Source organism: Oceanimonas doudoroffii (assembly GCF_002242685.1).
Classification (GTDB): domain Bacteria; phylum Pseudomonadota; class Gammaproteobacteria; order Enterobacterales; family Aeromonadaceae; genus Oceanimonas; species Oceanimonas doudoroffii.
Window position 1 is genome coordinate 553,061 of record NZ_NBIM01000001.1, and the last position, 15,465, is coordinate 568,525.

Below are 15,465 nucleotides of genomic sequence, written 5' to 3' on the forward strand. Positions count from 1 at the left end.
TGTTTTACCGGGGAGAGATCATGCGCACACGCCTAGCCTGGAGTCTGGCCGGCCTGCTGGCGCTGTTGCCCATCGCCGGCCTGCTGGTGCTGATCAAACTCGCCCAGTTCGGTGCCATGGCCGAGGTCGCCGAAAACATGGTGATACCGCCGGAGCGGGTCACCGCCATGGCGGTGCGCGAGCATCAATGGCAGCCGCAGGTAACGGCGGTGGGCACGGTGTCGACGCTGCAGGGGGCGGTGCTGCGCACCGAGGCCGAGGGCGTGGTGGCCGAGGTGGCCTTTGCCCCGGGGGCCAGGGTTGAGGCCGGTGAGGTGTTGCTGCGCCTGAATGACGACATTGAACGGGCGCAGCTGCAGGAGGCCGCCGCCGCCGCCGAGCTGGCGCGACTGTCGTTGCGCCGGGCCCGGGCGCTGCGGCAAAGCGGCAGCCTGGCCCAGGGGGAGCTCGACGAGGCCGAAAGCCGTTACCGCCAGGCCCGCGCCCGCCAACGGCTGATCGAGGCGCAGATTGCCAAAAAAATGCTGCGTGCGCCCTTTGCCGGCCGGCTCGGCATTCGCCGCACCAGCCCCGGCCAGTTTCTCGACAAGGGCACTCCTGTGGTGTCGTTGCAACGCCTGGATTCGGTACTGGTGGACTTTTCCCTGCCGCAGCAGCGTCTGGCGGGGCTGCGCATCGGGCTGCCGGTGGCGATCACCGCCGATGCCTGGCCCGGCATGACCTTTGAAGGCAAGGTCAGCGCCTTTGATCCCGAACTGGATGCCGTCAGTCGCAGCGTGCGGGTGCAGGCCAGCCTGAGCAATCCCGATGAGCGTTTGCGTCCGGGCATGTTCGTGCAGCTGACCATGGCCCAGCCGCCGGTGCAGTCACTCCTGCTGGTGCCGCTTACGGCGGTGATCCACGGTCCCGAGGGCGATGCGGTGCTGGTGATTGAACGCGGCGACGGCGATGGGGCTGTGCTGCGCCACCAGCCGGTGCGGCTGGGACGGCGGCTGGGGGATTTTGTGGCGGTGAGCGAGGGGGTCAGCGCCGGCGAGCAGGTGGTGTCATCCGGTGTGTTCAAGCTGTTCCCCGGCATGGCGGTGGAAGTCGACAACCGGCTGGCGCCGGACTTCTCCCTTGATCCGCAACCGGACAACAGCTGATGCCCGCCTTTACCGACTTGTTCGTGCGACGCCCGGTGCTGGCCCTGGTGGTCAGCCTGATCATCGTGATTGCCGGGGCCCAGGCCTGGTGGTCGCTCAGCGTACGCCAATATCCCGAAAGCGAGAACGCCTCGGTGATCGTGGCCACCCCTTACGTGGGTGCCAGTGCCGAAGTGGTGCGCGGCTTTGTCACCACTGCCATTGAAGGGGCCATCGCGTCTGCCGACGGCATTGATTATGTGGAGTCCAAGAGTCTGCTGGGCCTGTCCCTGGTCACCGCCCGGCTCAAGCTCAACTACCCGCCCACCCAGGCCCTGGCCGACATTACCGCCAAGGTCAACGAGGTACGCAACCAGTTGCCCGCCGAGGCCGAGGTGCCCGCCATCAGCGTGCAGTCGGCAGACTCCGAGTTTGCCGCCGCCTATCTGAGTTTTTCTTCCGAGCGGCTGTCCCAGAGCGAGATTACCGACTATCTGGTGCGCATGGTGCAGCCCAGGCTGGCGGCCCTGCCCGGGGTGCAGCGGGCCGAGATCTTCGGCGCCCGCACCTTTGCCATGCGGGTGTGGCTGCAACCCGAGCGGCTGGCGGCCCTGGGCATCAGCCCCGCCGAGGTGAGCCAGGCCCTGGCCGCCAACAATTTTCTGTCGGCGGTGGGCAGCACCAAGGGCGCCCTGGTGCAGGTCTATCTCACCGCCAATACCGATCTGCACCGTCCCGAGCAATTTCGGCAACTGGTGGTCAGGGCCAGTGGTGACACCCTGGTGCGGCTGGAAGACGTGGCCCGGGTGGAGCTGGGGGCGGAAGACTACGACACCGAGGTCAGCTTCAACGGCCAGACGGCGGTGTTTATGGGGATCTTTCCGCTGCCCAATACCAATGTGATCGAGGTGATTGCCGGGGTGCGCGCCGATCTCGCCAGCCTCAAGGCGGATCTGCCCGCCGGCATGGCGGCGGAAATTGGCTACGATGCCTCGGAATACGTGGACAACGCCATTCGTGAGGTGGTCGGCACCCTGATGGAAACCCTGCTGATTGTGGTGGCGGTGATCTTTGTATTTCTCGGCTCCTGGCGCTCGGTGCTGGTGCCGGTGGTGGCCATTCCGGTGTCCCTTATCGGCGCCGTGTTTCTGATGCAGCTGTTTGGTTTTACCCTCAACCTGCTCACCCTGCTGGCCATCGTGCTGTCGGTAGGACTGGTGGTGGACGACGCCATCGTCATGGTGGAAAACGTGGAGCGGCACTTGCGGGAAGGCCGTACGCCAAAGGAAGCGGCGCTCATCGGCGCTCGGGAGCTGATGGGGCCGGTGATCGCCATGACCATGACCCTGGCGGCGGTGTACATTCCCGTGGGACTGCAGGGCGGGTTGACCGGCTCGCTGTTTCGGGAATTTGCCCTCACCCTGGCGGGGGCGGTGATCATCTCCGGCCTGGTGGCGCTGACCCTGTCGCCCACCATGAGCGCGGCCCTGCTGAAGAGCGCCGAGCGTGAAGAGCGGGGCCTCACCGGACGGGTCAACCACGCCTTTGACCGGCTGCGACTGGCCTATGGTCGCTGGCTGGCGCAGGTATTGGCCCGGCGCACGGCAGTGTATGTGCTCTGGGGCGGCCTGGGGCTGCTGGTGGTGCCCATGTACCTGTTTTCTCCCAGGGAGCTGGCGCCGCTGGAGGATCAGGGCTTTATGTTCGGCATCGTCAACAACGCCGCCAACGCTTCGGCGGATCAGAAGGTACATTTTGGCCGGGCGGCAGAGCGCGTGTTTCTCGAGGCGCCGGAGCGGGCGCTGACCTTTCAGATTTTGTTGTCGCCCTCGGATCCCTTTGCCGCCGCCCTGGGGGTGGGCGGCTTCAGCGGCATGGTGGTCAAACCCTGGGATCAGCGCACACGCAGCATTCGCGAGATGGTGCCGGAGATACAATCGGGCATGAACGCCATTCCCGGTTTGCAGGTGTTTGTGGCCCAGCCTCCGGCCCTGCCCGGCGGCAGCAACTTTCCGGTGGAGTTTGTGATCACCTCCACCGACGAGCCCGCCGACATGCTGGTTTATGCCCGGCAATTGCAGCAGGCGGCCATGGAGAGCGGACTGTTTTACTTTCCGCCGGAGATCGATCTGAAAATCGACCAGCCCCAGACCGAGATCGTGCTCGACTACCAGAAGCTGGCGGCACTGGGGCTCACCCAGCGCCAGGTGGGCCTGGATCTGGGGGCGGCCCTGGGGGGCAACTACGTCAACCGCTTCAATATTGACGGTCGCGCCTACAAGGTCATTCCGCAACTGGTGCGGGCCGAGCGGCTCAACCCGGAGCAGCTGGGTGATATTTACCTGCGCGGACCGGGTGCGCAGCTGGTGCCGTTGTCGGCCATCGCACGGCTTGAAAACAGCACGGTGCCGCGCTCCCTCAACCGCTTTCAGCAGCTTAACGCCATCAAGCTTTCGGGCCTGACCGGGAGGCTGGACGAAGGCCTGGCGGCGCTGGAAAACGCGGCCCGCGAACTGCTGCCGGCGGATTACACCATCAACTACACCGGCGAATCCCGTCAGCTGCGCACCGAAGGGGGCAAGTTTCTGCCGGCGCTGGGGCTGGCCATCGTGATGATTTTTCTGGTGCTGGCGGTGCAGTTCAACTCCTTTCGCGATCCCCTGGTGATCCTGCTGGGCTCGGTGCCCCTGGCGATGTTTGGCGCGCTTATTTTTACGGTGCTGAAAATGCCCAACCCGGATCTGCCGTTCTGGACCGACGGCTGGACCACTACCCTGAACATCTATGCTCAGGTAGGGCTGGTTACCCTGGTGGGACTGGTGGCCAAGAACGGCATTCTGATCGTGGAATTCGCCAACGGCCTGCAGCGCCAGGGCCGGGCCAAGGCCGAGGCCATCGAGCAGGCGGCCATGACCCGACTGCGGCCGGTGCTGATGACCTCGGCCGCCACCGTGGCCGGGCACTTTCCGCTGATCCTGGTGGACGGGCCCGGCGCGGCAGCCCGCAACGCCATCGGCCTGGTGCTGGTGGGGGGCATGGCCATCGGCACCTTCTTCACCCTGTTTGTGGTGCCCTCGCTTTACCTGCTGCTGGCGCGCCGGCACGGCGGCGCCAAGGAGGCATAATGATGGATTTCAAAGGAGCCAGCACGGCCCTGGTGCTGGCCGGTGGCGGCAGTCTGGGCGCGGTACAGGTGGGCATGCTGCAGGCGCTGCTGGAGCACGGTTTTCGCGCCGACATGGTGGTGGGAGCCTCGGTGGGGGCCATTAACGGCGCCTATTTCGCCGCCCGGCCGCACCGGCGCGGGGTTGAAGAGCTGGCCGACATCTGGCTGGCGCTGCGCAGTGAAGACGTGTTTCCCATTCATACCTTCAGCGCGCTCAAGTCATTGCTGCTGGGGCAGAACCACCTGGTGCAGGCCGACGCCCTGGGTCATCTGCTCGAGCGCCGCTTGCCGGTGAGCCGCATCGAGGATACCGAACTGCCCCTGCACATTGTGGCCACCGAGCTGCTTACCGGGCAGGAAACCGTGCTGTCGAACGGACCACTGCTTGAGGCCTTGCTGGCCAGCGCTGCCATTCCGGTGGTGTATCCGCACCGGGAGATCGCGGGCAAGGCACTGGTGGACGGCAGTGTGGCCAGCAACACCCCCATCGCCAGCGCCGTGGCACTGGGGGCGGAGCGGCTGGTGGTGCTGCCCACCGGGTTTGGCTGTGCCTGCCCGGCGGTGCCGGCGACCATGGCCTCGCTGGCCCTGCATACCCTCAACCTGCTCAGCATGTGGCAACTGGTGCGTGACGTGGAGCACTATCAGGACAGGGCCGACATTCATGTGGTGGCGCCGCTGTGCCCGCAGGCGGTGTCGGTGTTCGACTTTTCGGTGACCGCAGGGCTGCTGCGCCGGGCCCGGCTGCACACCCAGCGCTGGTTGCGGGAAGGGGGCATGGCTCACCGGGGCGTGCCCGAGAGCCTGCGGCCCCACCAGCATGGCGACGGCATGTAATAAACCCAGGGGCGAAGGCGACTACTGAAGCAGGAGCCCTCGTCGCGACGCCGACCGCCAAATCGGCGTCCAGTTACATGGCAAGCAAGACAAGGAGTCAGTCATGGTTGAATTTCCCGTTATCGCCTTGGTGGTCATGCTGGCCGGCGTAGGCCTGCTGAGCCTGATGCTGGCCCCCAGGGTGCGCACCGCCGAGGGCTTTTTTGCCGGACAGAACGAACAGGGTGGGGCGCCAGGGTTGCTGACCCTGGTGTTTTCCCAGGTTACCACCTGGATCTTTGCCCGCTCCCTGCTCAACGCCGCCATTCTTGGTTATTTCTACGGCGTGGCCGGGGCCCTGGCCTACAGCGCCTATTACGGCTCCTTTCTTACCGGCTGGTTGATTGTGGACCGGCTGCGTTATCGCTACGGGGCCCACAACATTCAGGGCTTTCTTGCCGCGCGCTTTGGCCGGGTGGGAGTGAGTTGCTACAACCTGCTGATCTCGTTGCGGCTGCTCAGTGAGGTGTTTGCCAACCTGCTGGTGGTGGGCATGGTGTTTGGTCTGGCCGGCAGCCAGGCCCACACCGTCGCCATGGTGGCGGTGGCCGGGCTGACCCTGCTCTATTCCATGAGCGGCGGGCTGCGGGCCTCGCTGCGCACCGATGTGCTGCAAGTGGGGTTGTTGCTGGTGCTGATCGCGTTGCTCACCCTGCAAGCGCTTATGCACCCCTTGTTCAGCTGGCCGGCGGTGCTGGCCAGCAGTCCGGAGTGGACCAGCCCGGGCTGGATCTTACTGGCGGTGGCGCTGCTGCAGGTGCTGAGTTACCCGCTGCACGATCCGGTGATGATGGACAGGGGCTTTCTCGCCGACCGAGGCACCACCCGGCGCAGCTTTATTCATGCCTTCTGGCTGTCGGCCCTGTTGATCCTGGCCTTTGGTCTGCTGGGGGTCTTTGCCGGGCTGCAGGCCACCGATGGAGAGGAATTGCTGCCCGCCCTGCAGCGCCTGTTGGGCACCCATGCCATGCTGCTGCTGGGACTGGCGCTGGTGATATCGGCCGCTTCTACCCTGGACTCTACCCTGGCCAGCGCCGCCAAGCTGATGGTGATGGACATGGGGCTGGGCCGGCCCACCGCCGGCAGTGGCCGGCTGGCCATGGCCGGCTTTGCCCTGGGTGGCCTGGTGCTGGTGTTTACCGGCAGCCAGGACCTGTTTGACGCGGTGGCGGTGAGCGGCACCGCGTCGCTGGCACTGACGCCGCTGATCCTGTTCTGCATTCTGGGCGGGCGCGAGGTGGCGCGCTGGAGCTTTGTGCTGACCTTTGTCCTGGCGGTGGCCGGCGCCGCGCTTTATTTCCTGGAAAAAGGCGGCCATGTCAGCCTGATTGGCCCGTGGTTTGGCGTGGAGCACAGCTACGCCAAGTTGCTGGTGATCACCCTGGTGATACTGGCCGCCGGTCTGCTGAGCTTTTTTCTGGGGCTCAAGCCCCGCGCACCCGCGGCGCACACGGCGGGTAATTCCGAAGATTCCAACACCTGATGATCCGTCGGGGCGGCCGATCTCTTTGGCGCGGGCTGCCCTGTTCGGTTACCCTGCGGGACTCAGATGCAAGGAGTTCCGCCATGGCCAACCTGTTTCATTCACTGCCCACGAGCCTGCCCGAAGAGCGGTTTGACGAGCTGCTGCGCACCCCTGATGTGCGCATCGAGCGCATTTTGTCCCGTGGTCACAGCTCGCCCGCAGAAGGCTGGTACGATCAAGCCGAAGACGAATGGGTGCTGGTGCTCTCCGGCAGCGGCACCCTGGAGTTTGAGGATGGCCGCCGGCAGCGGCTTGAGCCCGGCGATCACCTGCATATTCCCGCCCATCAAAAGCACCGCGTCAGCCATACCGCCCCCGATGAGATCACCCTCTGGCTGGCGGTGTTTTTTCCTGCCAAACACTGAGGAGTCAGTATATGCAGCCACAGCAGCCGGTCATTACCCTGGCGCCCATCGCATCACACCAGGATACTGCCATTGCCCAAATCATTCGCACCGTGGGCGCCGAATTCGGCGCCGTGGGCGAAGGGTTCGGCCCCGGGGACGCGGAAGTGCAGTGCATGAGCCGGCATTACACCGCCGAGCGCAACAGCCGCTACCTGGTGGCGGAGATGAACGGTCGAGTGGTGGGCGGTGCCGGACTGGCGCCGCTGGGAAACGACTCGAAAATCTGCGAGCTGAAAAAACTGTTCTTGCTGCCCGAGGCCCGGGGCCACGGCATTGGCCGGCGGCTCGCCGAAGCCTGTCTGGACTTTGCCCGGGAGCGGGGGTTTTCGTCCTGTTATCTCGACACCCTGAGCAGCATGACCGACGCCATTGGCCTTTATGAACGGTTGGGTTTTCGTCACCTCGATCAGCCGCTGCTGGCCTCTGAACACGGTGGCTGCGACGTCTGGATGTTAAAGGCGCTGTAATTACCCAAGGGCAAGCCGGGGCAGGGATGTTTGGTTTGAGATTCGAATGCCATTGTCTTTCATGGTGGGGCGCTATAGGGTGAACAAGCCCCATATCGAGACGGAAAAGGAAGGCCCATGTCACCACGCCACGCGCTTGTGCACCAGCTTGGAATACCTTACCCCCTAATTCAGGCCCCGATGGCGGGGGTGTCCACGCCCGAGCTTGCCGCCGCCGTGTCCAACGCCGGTGGTCTCGGCTCCCTCGGTATCGGTGCCAGCTCGGTGAGTGAGGCCCGTCGCCAGATTGAACAGACGCAACGGCTTACCGACAGGCCATTCAACGTGAATGTCTTCTGCCATGCGCCGGCCCGCCGCAATGCGTCACTCGAAGCCGACTGGCTGGCGTATTTGACGCCGCTTTTTGCCGAGCAGGGTATAGAGCCGCCGGCCCGGCTGGAAGAAATTTATACCAGTTTCAATCACAACCGGCCCATGCAGGATTTGCTGGTGGAGTTGCGTCCGGCCGTGGTGAGTTTTCACTTCGGCCTGCCCGCTGCGCAACTGCTCGACCGGCTGCACGATGCCGGGGTGATCACCCTGGCCAGTGCCACCAGTCTGGAAGAAGCCCGGCAAATTGATGCCGCCGGCATTCACGGCATTGTGGCCCAGGGCATAGAGGCTGGCGGGCACAGGGGCATTTTTGACCCCGATGCCCCCGACTCGCAATGGACGACCGCCGAGCTGGTGGCCTTGCTGGCTGAGAAATGTCGTGGGCCGGTGATCGCCGCCGGCGGCATCATGGATGGCCAGGACATGCAAAGCATGTTGGCCTTGGGCGCCGCGGCGGTGCAGCTGGGTACCGCCTTTGTGGCCTGCCCGGAATCGGCGGCCAGTGCCGCCTACCGGCGGCAATTGCTCGAGGCCAGCGAGGACCAGACCCGGCTGACCCGCACCCTTTCCGGTCGTCCGGCGCGAGGGCTGGCTAACCGCTTTATCCGCTATGCGGAAGCGGCCGGGGCGCCAGCTCCGCCCGACTACCCGGTGGCCTATGACGCGGCCAAGCGGCTGCATGGCGCCGCCGTGGTCCGGGGCTGCCATGACTTCGCCGCCCACTGGGCGGGTCAGGGGGCGGCGCGGGCGAGGGCCATGCCGGCGGCCGAACTGGTGGCCAGCCTGGTGCAAGAGGCGCGATGGCAGCCTTGAGCACGCCCGTATTCTGGCGGGATGCGCGCATGCCGCAGGTAGAGCTGCGCCGTAGCGATGACGGGCGCGCTGTCGGTTACGCGGCTCACAGTCACCCCCAATGGTCCCTGGGTGCCATTACTGCAGGTGAAAGCAGCTTTTTGTATCGCCAGGCCCGCTACCGTGTCGCTGCCGGCAATCTGGTATTGATGAACCCGGACTGGGTGCATGCCTGTAATCCCGTTGAGGGCAAGCCCTGGGCCTACTACATGATGTATGTGGATACCGCCTGTCTGCAGGCCCCCCGGCTGCCGTTGCTGCAAAAGCAGACGGCGCTGGTGGAATATCTGGAAAGCCTGATGCAGCATCTGGCAGGACATTCGGTGCCGTATCCGGCGCCGGTGCCGAAAAGGCTGCGCCAGTTGGCCGATTACCTTGACGCCCACAGCCTTGAAGAGGTGTCACTCGATGAGCTGTGCAGCCAGTGCGGCTACAGCGCCGGCCATCTGGTGCGTGTATTCAGGCAGCACTTTGGCATTACGCCCCATGCCTACCTGCTCAACCGACGGGTCCAGCATGGCCAGCGGCAACTGAAGGCGGGTGTGCCTATCGCCGAGGTGGCACTCAATATGGGGTTTTCCGATCAGGCGCATTTTCAGCGTACCTTCAAGCGACTGGTGGCCGCCACGCCGGCTCAGTATCGCAGCAAGTAGAGGCCACTGGCGGCCAGCATCAGGGCCATCAGCCGGTTCAGCACGGTCAGCCAGCGGGCGCTGGAGATATGGCGGCGCAGGCCGCTGCCCAGCCACAGCCAGCACATCAGCGAACACCAGCAGATAGGCAGATAGAGCAGGGCGAACAGTCCGGTTTGCGCCAGGCTGCCATCGGTATAAACGGTGATGCCGGAAGCCGATGCCAGCCAGGCCTTGGGATTGAGCCATTGCATCAGGGCTCCTGTCAGCAAGCCCGGGGCCACCCTGGCATCGCTGGCGGGCAGGCTACTTGAAGCGGTAGCCAGCCTAATGCTCATGTAAAGCAGAAAGCCGACACCGGCCCAGTGCAGCCACTGCATCAGGCCTGGCTGTTCCTGCAACACACCATGCAACCCCAGCCCAATGGCCAGAAACAGTACCACGAACCCCAGGGTGGCGCCGGTAACCAGGAGCAGCCCGCGTGCTAACGGCTGATGCAGGCCGCTGCTCAGACACAGCAGATTGACGGGACCGGGGGAGATGGAGGCGGCCAGTGCGAACAGCGACATGGGCCAAATCAGGGAAAGGGTCATGGATACTCCTTGCATACTGGTTGAAAGCCGGGCCAGTGTGCAGGAGTGCTACAGGGAAATATTGAACGAAATTGATATGGCAAAGCACCGGGCGGCAGGCGCCCGGTGTCTTTACAGATCGTAGGGTTCGACGGTGACGCCTTCCAGCGAATAGGCGGCGTCGGCAATGTCATGGCTGGCACTTACCGTGCTCAGGGTGCCGGTTACCCAGACCGCATCCCACAGGTCGTCCACTTTGGCGCCCTTGGGATAGTTGACGTAGACAATCTGGTTGGTGGGCGGTGGCGGCACATGAATGCAGGCGCCGAAATAGGGCACCAGAAAGAACTGGGTGATCTTTTCGCTGTCGCCTTCCAGCGGCACCACAAAACCGGGTAACCGAATCTTTTTGCCATTGAGTGCCGGCACCACCTTGCCCACCGGCTGAAGGGGAATGGCGAGTTCGTCGTCGTGATCCACCTCGGGAAAGGGGGGCGGGTTCAGCTGCTCTTCCAGCGGGATCAGATCATCCCACTCGGTCAGCTGGTAGTCATCGGCCAGGGCGGGGCCGGCCAGCAGTGCCAGCCCCATCAGTGCGTGTGTCAGTTTCACTGCTTGATACTCATACCGTCGTTAAGGGAATAGCGAAAGGCCTGGGCCGCCGGCAGCAGGCCGGTAATTATGCCCGCTCCCCAGATGGCCGCCAGCAGGCGCCACTCATCCATGGTTGGCAGCCCCGGCGTCAGCAGCAGCCCGTAATGGGCCTGCAGCAGGGGCGCGGCCGCCAGCAGAATGCCGTAGAGTATCAACAGTCCCAGGCCAATGCCAAGCAGGGTAAGCAGGGCTGCCTCCAGGGTGAGCAGGGCAAACAGATGTCGTGGCCCGGCACCCAGGGCGCGCAAAATGGCCAGTTCCCGGCGCCGGGCAGAGAGCCCGGCCAGCAGGGTGGTGAGCATGCCCAGCAGGCCGGCCACCACCACAAACAGGGCAATAAAGGCAATGGCCTGCTCCGCCAGGCTCATCATGCTCCACAACTCATGCAGGGCGGCGCCGGGCAGAATGGCCGACAGCGGCTCGGCCCGGTAATTGTTGATGCTGCGCTGCAGGCCAAAGGCCAGCACCCGGTTTTCCAGCCCCACCAGAAAGGCGGTGAGGGCTTCGGGTTCAAGGCTGGCCTGGCGGGCCTCGGTCGGGGTCAGTTGTTGCGTCTGGCGGCCACTTTGCCACCCCAGGTGAATGGCTTCGAGCCCATCCAGGCGAATATGCACGGTTCTGTCTACCGGCGTGCCGGTGGGAGCGAGAATGCCCACCAGGGTAAAGGGCAGATCGTCGTGCAGGCTGAACGAGGTGTTGCCGGCGCCGTGGGCGATGATCAGCTCGTCGCCCAGTTGGTAGCCGAGCTGTCGTGCCACCTCGGCACCGATCACCGCCTCAAAGGTGTCGGTAAAGGGGCGTCCGTTGGCGAGCTCAAGGGATTGCTGCCGGCCATAGGCGTAATGACGAAAATAGTCTTCACTGGTTCCCAGCACCCGGTAACCCTGGTGGGAGTCGCCCAACGACAGCGGTACCGTCCAGGCCACGCCCTTTTGCTGGCGAATGCGCTGGTAGGACTCCCAGCTGATGTTGTTGGTGGGGTTGCCGATGCGAAACACCGAATACAGCAACAGGTTTATCTGCCCGGAGCGGGCGCCCACGATCAGATCGGTGCCCGAAATGGTGCGGGCAAAGCTGTCTTTCAGCTCGGTGCGCACCTTGTTGACGCCCACCAGCAGCAGCACGCTGATGGCAATGGCCAGCACCGTCAGGCCGGCGGTCAGCCGGCGTGACCACAAACTTTTAAAGGCCAGGCTCAGCATGAGGTTGCTCCGTTCAGTGCCTTGAGGGATTCCACTCGGGAAAACAACGGCTCCAGGCCGGTATCGTGGCTGACAAACACCAGGCCGCTGCCCTGATGGTCGCATTCGGCAAACAGCAGCGCCATAAAGGCGGCGCGACTGTCGGCGTCCAGCGCCGAGGTGGGCTCATCGGCAATGACCAGCTCGGGGCGACCGATCAGGGCCCGGGCGGCGGCCACCCGCTGCTGCTGGCCGATGCTGAGCTGATGCACCGGCTGTTGCCACAGCGCGTCGGGCAGTTGCAGGGCCGCGAGCAGGCGTTTGGCTTCCTGCTCGGCGGGGGCGGTCAGCCGCCGGCGCTTGTACCGTGAAAAGGTCAGCGCGGCGGTCACGTTTTCCACTACAGAGAGAAAGGGCAGCAGGTTGAACTGCTGAAAGATATAACCCAGGTGATCGGCCCGAAAACGGTCCCGCTTGTGTGCCGACAGGGCACCCAGATCCTGCTCGAGAATGTGCAGCGATCCGCGGGGGGCGGCGTGAATGCCCGCCAGCAGGCCAAGCAGGGTGCTCTTGCCGCTGCCGCTTGGGCCCTTGATAAAGAGCCGTTCGCCCGGCGCCAGGGTCAGCTCGCCAATATTGAGCAGGGCGGGCTGGCCGGGCCAGGCGAAATACAGATTGCGAATGGCGATCAACGGAGTCATGTTACCAGCTGGCCTGGGCTTGGTCCGGGGTCAGGGTGGCGGCCACCTGACCGGTTGGCAGAATGCCCTGCAGCTCAATGCGGGTAAAGCTGGGGAACTGTTCAAACAGGCTTACCTCGATGCCGGACAGCGCATCGGGCTGGCTGCACTGGTAGTGATAACTCAGGCTGATGTCCTTGTGGCCATGTTCGCCATCATGTTCATCATCATGGTCGTGTTTGTCATCGTGATGATGGTCATGCTCATCATCATGGTGATGCTTGTGTTCGCCATCATGGTCGGCATGGTCGGCATGGTCGGCATGGTCGGCATGGTCGGCATGGTCGTCGTGGTGGTGTTCATCGCCGTTGGCATGGGCGACGTCGGTCAGGGTGCAGCCGGCGGTGGGGGTCAGGCTGAACAGCGCGGCGCCATCCCGGGCCTTGTTTATGGCGTGATCAAAGGCGGCCTTGTCTTCGCTGGTAGTGGGATTATGTTCAAAACCCACAATGTCGGCGGCGGGGGCAAACAGCTCCAGCACCAGGTGATTGCGGTCCTGAGCCAGGTTGAGTTGGCCAAAGCCATGCTCGTGCACACCCAGCTGGGTGTTGGCGGCCAGGGTAAGGGGCAGTACGGCAACGGCCAGGGGTTTAAGATTCATTCGATTCTCCGGTAGGCTAAATTTGTTATGTTATAACGAATCTTCGCCTTGGCTGTAAAGGTGCGCGGGCTGCTCGCGCATAAAGTCGATAAAGGCCTGCTCGGCCCGGGACAGTTGCCGCTCGGCGGGCCAGGCCAGACACAGGTCGAGAAAATAGGGCGTTTCAAAGGAGATGGGCACCAGATCATCGTCGTTTTCCACCGCCATGCGCAAAAACGAGGTCACCGCAAAGCCCTGTCGCACCACCGCCTTGAGCAGGGGGATCAGGTTGCTCTCAAAGCCGATGCGTGGCCGAATATTGCGCTGTCGGGCCATGTCGTCAATGTATTCCCGGTGGTGAAAGCCGTGATGAAACAACGCCAGCTCCTCCTGCAAAAAATCATCGAGGGCAAGGCGTTGGCGCCGGGCAAAGGGGTGATCCTTCGCCACCACCGCCACCATTTCTTCCCGCAGCAGGGGCTGGCTGCACAGGCCGGCGGGCAGATCTGCCGTCAGCGCAATACCGAGCCCGAGCCGACCGGTCAGCAACTTTGCCTGCAGGCTCTGGGTGCCGGCTTCTTCAACCACAATGTTCAGCCCCGCATAGCGATGCTTAAAGGCCATTAGCAGTGGTGGAAAATAAAACGTGCCCAGCATGCTGGGAATGCCAATGGTCACTTCACCGGCGTTGAGATCATGCAGCGCCGTCATATCCTGCTCGGCCAGTGCCAGGGCGCCCAGAATACGCTCGGCATGCTCGTGCAGGCGCTCGCCTTCGGTGGTGAGGTGAAGCCGGCCCTGACGGCGTTCAAACAGGGTCAGTCCCAGCTGGTGCTCCAGCTTCTTGATGGTCATGGTGACCGCCGGCTGAGCCAGGTGCAGCTGCTCGGCGGCCCGCGTGATGTTGCCGGTGTGGGCCACGGCGGCAAACTGACGCAACCAGCGCGGATCAATCATAACGTGACCTTATGAAATTAATAATTTTAATGTATTTAACTTATTTTCTGCTTCGGCGTAAGGTCAATACAGGAATTTTCCCGGAGCCCTGCCATGACCGATCTGAATACCACCCTCTGGTGGCGCGCCACCCTGGCCCTGGGACTGGGCTCGGTGCTGGTGTTCGTCAACCTCTACGTGGCCCAGCCATTGCTGCCCTGGCTGGCGCGGGACTTTTCGCTGTCGGCGCTGGGGGCTGGCTGGGCACTGTCGGCGTCTACCCTGGGACTGGCGGCAGGCCTGTTGTTCTGGGCGCGCATCGCCGACCGCCTGGGTCGCCGTCGCGTGATGCTGGGTACCCTGCTAGTGGCCCTGTTGCTGGGGTTGAGCCTGGCCTGGGCGCCGGGATTTGTCAGCCTGGTGTTGTTGCGTGGATTGCAGGGATTTTTTCTGGCGGGCCTGCCGGCCACGGCGGTGGCCTACATGGGGGAAGAATTTACCCCCAGGGCGCTGGTGACCAGCATTGGCATTTACATTGCCGCCAACTCCCTCGGCGGCATTGCCGGGCGGGTGTTTGGCGGGCTGGTGGCCGAGCTGGCCGGGCACTGGCAGGCCAGCTTTTTGTTGCTGAGCGGCATCAGCCTGCTGTTGTGGGGACTGTTGCCCCGGCTGTTGCCCCCGTCCCGTTGCTTTGTGCCGGCACCAAAGGGGCAGGGTAGTGCCGCCCTGCTGGCGCATGTGCGAAACCCCCTGCTGTGGCCGGTATATCTGGTGGGCGGGCTCAATTTTATGGTGTTCCTCAATCAGTACACCTATGTGGCCTTTCACTTGTCGGCACCGCCCATTGCCCTGGCGCCGGCGGCCCTGGGGTTGCTGTTTCTGACCTACCTGACCGGCACCCTGGCGTCCGGCGTAAGCGGTGTTCTGGTTCGCAGGTTTGGTTTGTGCAATACCCTGCTGGGGGCCATCGGCATCATGGCGCTGGGCAGCCTGGGCCTGCTCAGCGAACGGTTGCCGGTGATCATCGCTTCGCTGCTGATAGACAGCTTTGCCTTTTTCCTGTCTCATGCCTGTGCCAGCAGCTGGGTAGGGCGCAGCGTGACTCAGGACAGGGCGCTGGCATCCTCCCTTTATCTGGTGTTTTACTACGCCGGTGCCAGCCTGGGCGGTCTTTATCTCTATCCCTTTTGGCTGGCGGCGGGCTTGCCCGGCGTCACCCTTGGCCTGATTGCGGTCATGACGGTGACCGGCGCCCTGGCCTGGCGGCTGAGGGGCCATGAACGGCGAGAGATGGCCAGTACGCTTCAGTAGCCTGGAATGAGCCTTGGCGAATGTCAGCCTGCCGCAGGCTCCTTGGTGGCGGAATTCACATCGTTGATTG

General features: G+C 63.8%; 15 protein-coding genes. 9 read left to right on the plus strand and 6 right to left on the minus strand.

From position 1 onward, the window contains the following. The first annotated feature begins 20 nt into the window (after positions 1-20). From B6S08_RS02500 to B6S08_RS02535, 8 genes are all read left to right on the plus strand, one after another. Entirely contained in the window at positions 21-1,145 is a 1,125-nt protein-coding gene (locus B6S08_RS02500; protein WP_094199201.1) for an efflux RND transporter periplasmic adaptor subunit, read from the plus strand. After that, a complete protein-coding gene (locus B6S08_RS02505) occupies positions 1,145-4,249 on the plus strand; it encodes an efflux RND transporter permease subunit (protein ID WP_094199202.1) in 3,105 nt (1,034 codons plus the stop codon). Before B6S08_RS02500 ends, B6S08_RS02505 begins: the two co-directional genes overlap by 1 nt. Beyond that, positions 4,249-5,127 carry a patatin-like phospholipase family protein gene (locus B6S08_RS02510; RefSeq protein ID WP_206063724.1) on the plus strand — a complete coding sequence of 293 codons (879 nt, stop codon included), beginning with the start codon at positions 4,249-4,251 and terminating at the stop codon, positions 5,125-5,127. Before B6S08_RS02505 ends, B6S08_RS02510 begins: the two co-directional genes overlap by 1 nt. A gap of 103 nt (positions 5,128-5,230) precedes the next feature. Next, positions 5,231-6,649 carry a sodium:solute symporter family transporter gene (locus tag B6S08_RS02515; RefSeq protein ID WP_094199203.1) on the plus strand — a complete coding sequence of 473 codons (1,419 nt, stop codon included), beginning with the start codon at positions 5,231-5,233 and terminating at the stop codon, positions 6,647-6,649. A gap of 83 nt (positions 6,650-6,732) precedes the next feature. Next, positions 6,733-7,056, plus strand: a complete 324-nt coding sequence (locus tag B6S08_RS02520) for a cupin domain-containing protein (protein WP_094199204.1) — start codon at positions 6,733-6,735, stop codon at positions 7,054-7,056. Between the two features lie 11 nt (positions 7,057-7,067). Continuing rightward, positions 7,068-7,565 carry a GNAT family N-acetyltransferase gene (locus B6S08_RS02525; protein WP_094199205.1) on the plus strand — a complete coding sequence of 166 codons (498 nt, stop codon included), beginning with the start codon at positions 7,068-7,070 and terminating at the stop codon, positions 7,563-7,565. Between the two features lie 117 nt (positions 7,566-7,682). Next, positions 7,683-8,750, plus strand: a complete 1,068-nt coding sequence (locus tag B6S08_RS02530) for an NAD(P)H-dependent flavin oxidoreductase (RefSeq protein ID WP_094199206.1) — start codon at positions 7,683-7,685, stop codon at positions 8,748-8,750. A 29-nt stretch (positions 8,751-8,779) separates the two neighbouring features. Then, on the plus strand, positions 8,780-9,442 hold the full coding sequence (locus tag B6S08_RS02535) for an AraC family transcriptional regulator (protein ID WP_094200520.1): 663 nt from the start codon (positions 8,780-8,782) through the stop codon (positions 9,440-9,442). Here B6S08_RS02535 and B6S08_RS02540 read toward each other — a convergent pair. The 6 genes from B6S08_RS02540 to B6S08_RS02565 form a co-directional block, all read right to left on the minus strand. Then, positions 9,424-10,014, minus strand: coding sequence for a LysE family translocator (locus B6S08_RS02540; RefSeq protein WP_094199207.1), 591 nt, complete (start codon positions 10,012-10,014; stop codon positions 9,424-9,426). The two genes, B6S08_RS02535 and B6S08_RS02540, sit on opposite strands and share 19 nt — an antisense overlap. Before the next feature lie 111 nt (positions 10,015-10,125). Next, positions 10,126-10,584 carry a DUF3299 domain-containing protein gene (locus tag B6S08_RS02545; RefSeq protein ID WP_165662612.1) on the minus strand — a complete coding sequence of 153 codons (459 nt, stop codon included), beginning with the start codon at positions 10,582-10,584 and terminating at the stop codon, positions 10,126-10,128. Between the two features lie 17 nt (positions 10,585-10,601). Next, positions 10,602-11,849 (minus strand): ABC transporter permease, encoded by a 1,248-nt coding sequence (locus B6S08_RS02550; protein ID WP_094199209.1) that lies wholly within the window; start codon positions 11,847-11,849, stop codon positions 10,602-10,604. Next, on the minus strand, positions 11,843-12,529 hold the full coding sequence (locus B6S08_RS02555; RefSeq protein ID WP_094199210.1) for an ABC transporter ATP-binding protein: 687 nt from the start codon (positions 12,527-12,529) through the stop codon (positions 11,843-11,845). Before B6S08_RS02555 ends, B6S08_RS02550 begins: the two co-directional genes overlap by 7 nt. 1 nt (position 12,530) lies before the next feature. Beyond that, the gene (locus tag B6S08_RS02560; RefSeq protein WP_094199211.1) at positions 12,531-13,169 is read right to left on the minus strand and encodes a DUF2796 domain-containing protein; all 639 of its coding nucleotides are present in this window, start codon (positions 13,167-13,169) and stop codon (positions 12,531-12,533) included. Between the two features lie 30 nt (positions 13,170-13,199). Next, positions 13,200-14,102, minus strand: coding sequence for a LysR family transcriptional regulator (locus B6S08_RS02565; protein ID WP_425435353.1), 903 nt, complete (start codon positions 14,100-14,102; stop codon positions 13,200-13,202). A 96-nt stretch (positions 14,103-14,198) separates the two neighbouring features. Here B6S08_RS02565 and B6S08_RS02570 point away from each other — a divergent pair, with 96 nt between their 5' ends. Beyond that, a complete protein-coding gene (locus B6S08_RS02570) occupies positions 14,199-15,395 on the plus strand; it encodes an MFS transporter (protein WP_094199213.1) in 1,197 nt (398 codons plus the stop codon). Positions 15,396-15,465: the final 70 nt, after the last annotated feature.

Coding starts and splice junctions, on each gene's coding strand:
- B6S08_RS02505 (WP_094199202.1), top strand. CDS start 1,145: ATGCCCGCCTTTACCGACTTGTTCGTGCGACGCCCGGTGCTGGCCCTG.
- B6S08_RS02535 (WP_094200520.1), top strand. CDS start 8,780: ATGCCGCAGGTAGAGCTGCGCCGTAGCGATGACGGGCGCGCTGTCGGT.
- B6S08_RS02500 (WP_094199201.1), top strand. CDS start 21: ATGCGCACACGCCTAGCCTGGAGTCTGGCCGGCCTGCTGGCGCTGTTG.
- B6S08_RS02530 (WP_094199206.1), top strand. CDS start 7,683: ATGTCACCACGCCACGCGCTTGTGCACCAGCTTGGAATACCTTACCCC.
- B6S08_RS02560 (WP_094199211.1), bottom strand. CDS start 13,169: ATGAATCTTAAACCCCTGGCCGTTGCCGTACTGCCCCTTACCCTGGCC.
- B6S08_RS02540 (WP_094199207.1), bottom strand. CDS start 10,014: ATGACCCTTTCCCTGATTTGGCCCATGTCGCTGTTCGCACTGGCCGCC.
- B6S08_RS02525 (WP_094199205.1), top strand. CDS start 7,068: ATGCAGCCACAGCAGCCGGTCATTACCCTGGCGCCCATCGCATCACAC.
- B6S08_RS02515 (WP_094199203.1), top strand. CDS start 5,231: ATGGTTGAATTTCCCGTTATCGCCTTGGTGGTCATGCTGGCCGGCGTA.
- B6S08_RS02570 (WP_094199213.1), top strand. CDS start 14,199: ATGACCGATCTGAATACCACCCTCTGGTGGCGCGCCACCCTGGCCCTG.
- B6S08_RS02510 (WP_206063724.1), top strand. CDS start 4,249: ATGATGGATTTCAAAGGAGCCAGCACGGCCCTGGTGCTGGCCGGTGGC.
- B6S08_RS02520 (WP_094199204.1), top strand. CDS start 6,733: ATGGCCAACCTGTTTCATTCACTGCCCACGAGCCTGCCCGAAGAGCGG.
- B6S08_RS02545 (WP_165662612.1), bottom strand. CDS start 10,584: ATGGGGCTGGCACTGCTGGCCGGCCCCGCCCTGGCCGATGACTACCAG.
- B6S08_RS02555 (WP_094199210.1), bottom strand. CDS start 12,529: ATGACTCCGTTGATCGCCATTCGCAATCTGTATTTCGCCTGGCCCGGC.
- B6S08_RS02550 (WP_094199209.1), bottom strand. CDS start 11,849: ATGCTGAGCCTGGCCTTTAAAAGTTTGTGGTCACGCCGGCTGACCGCC.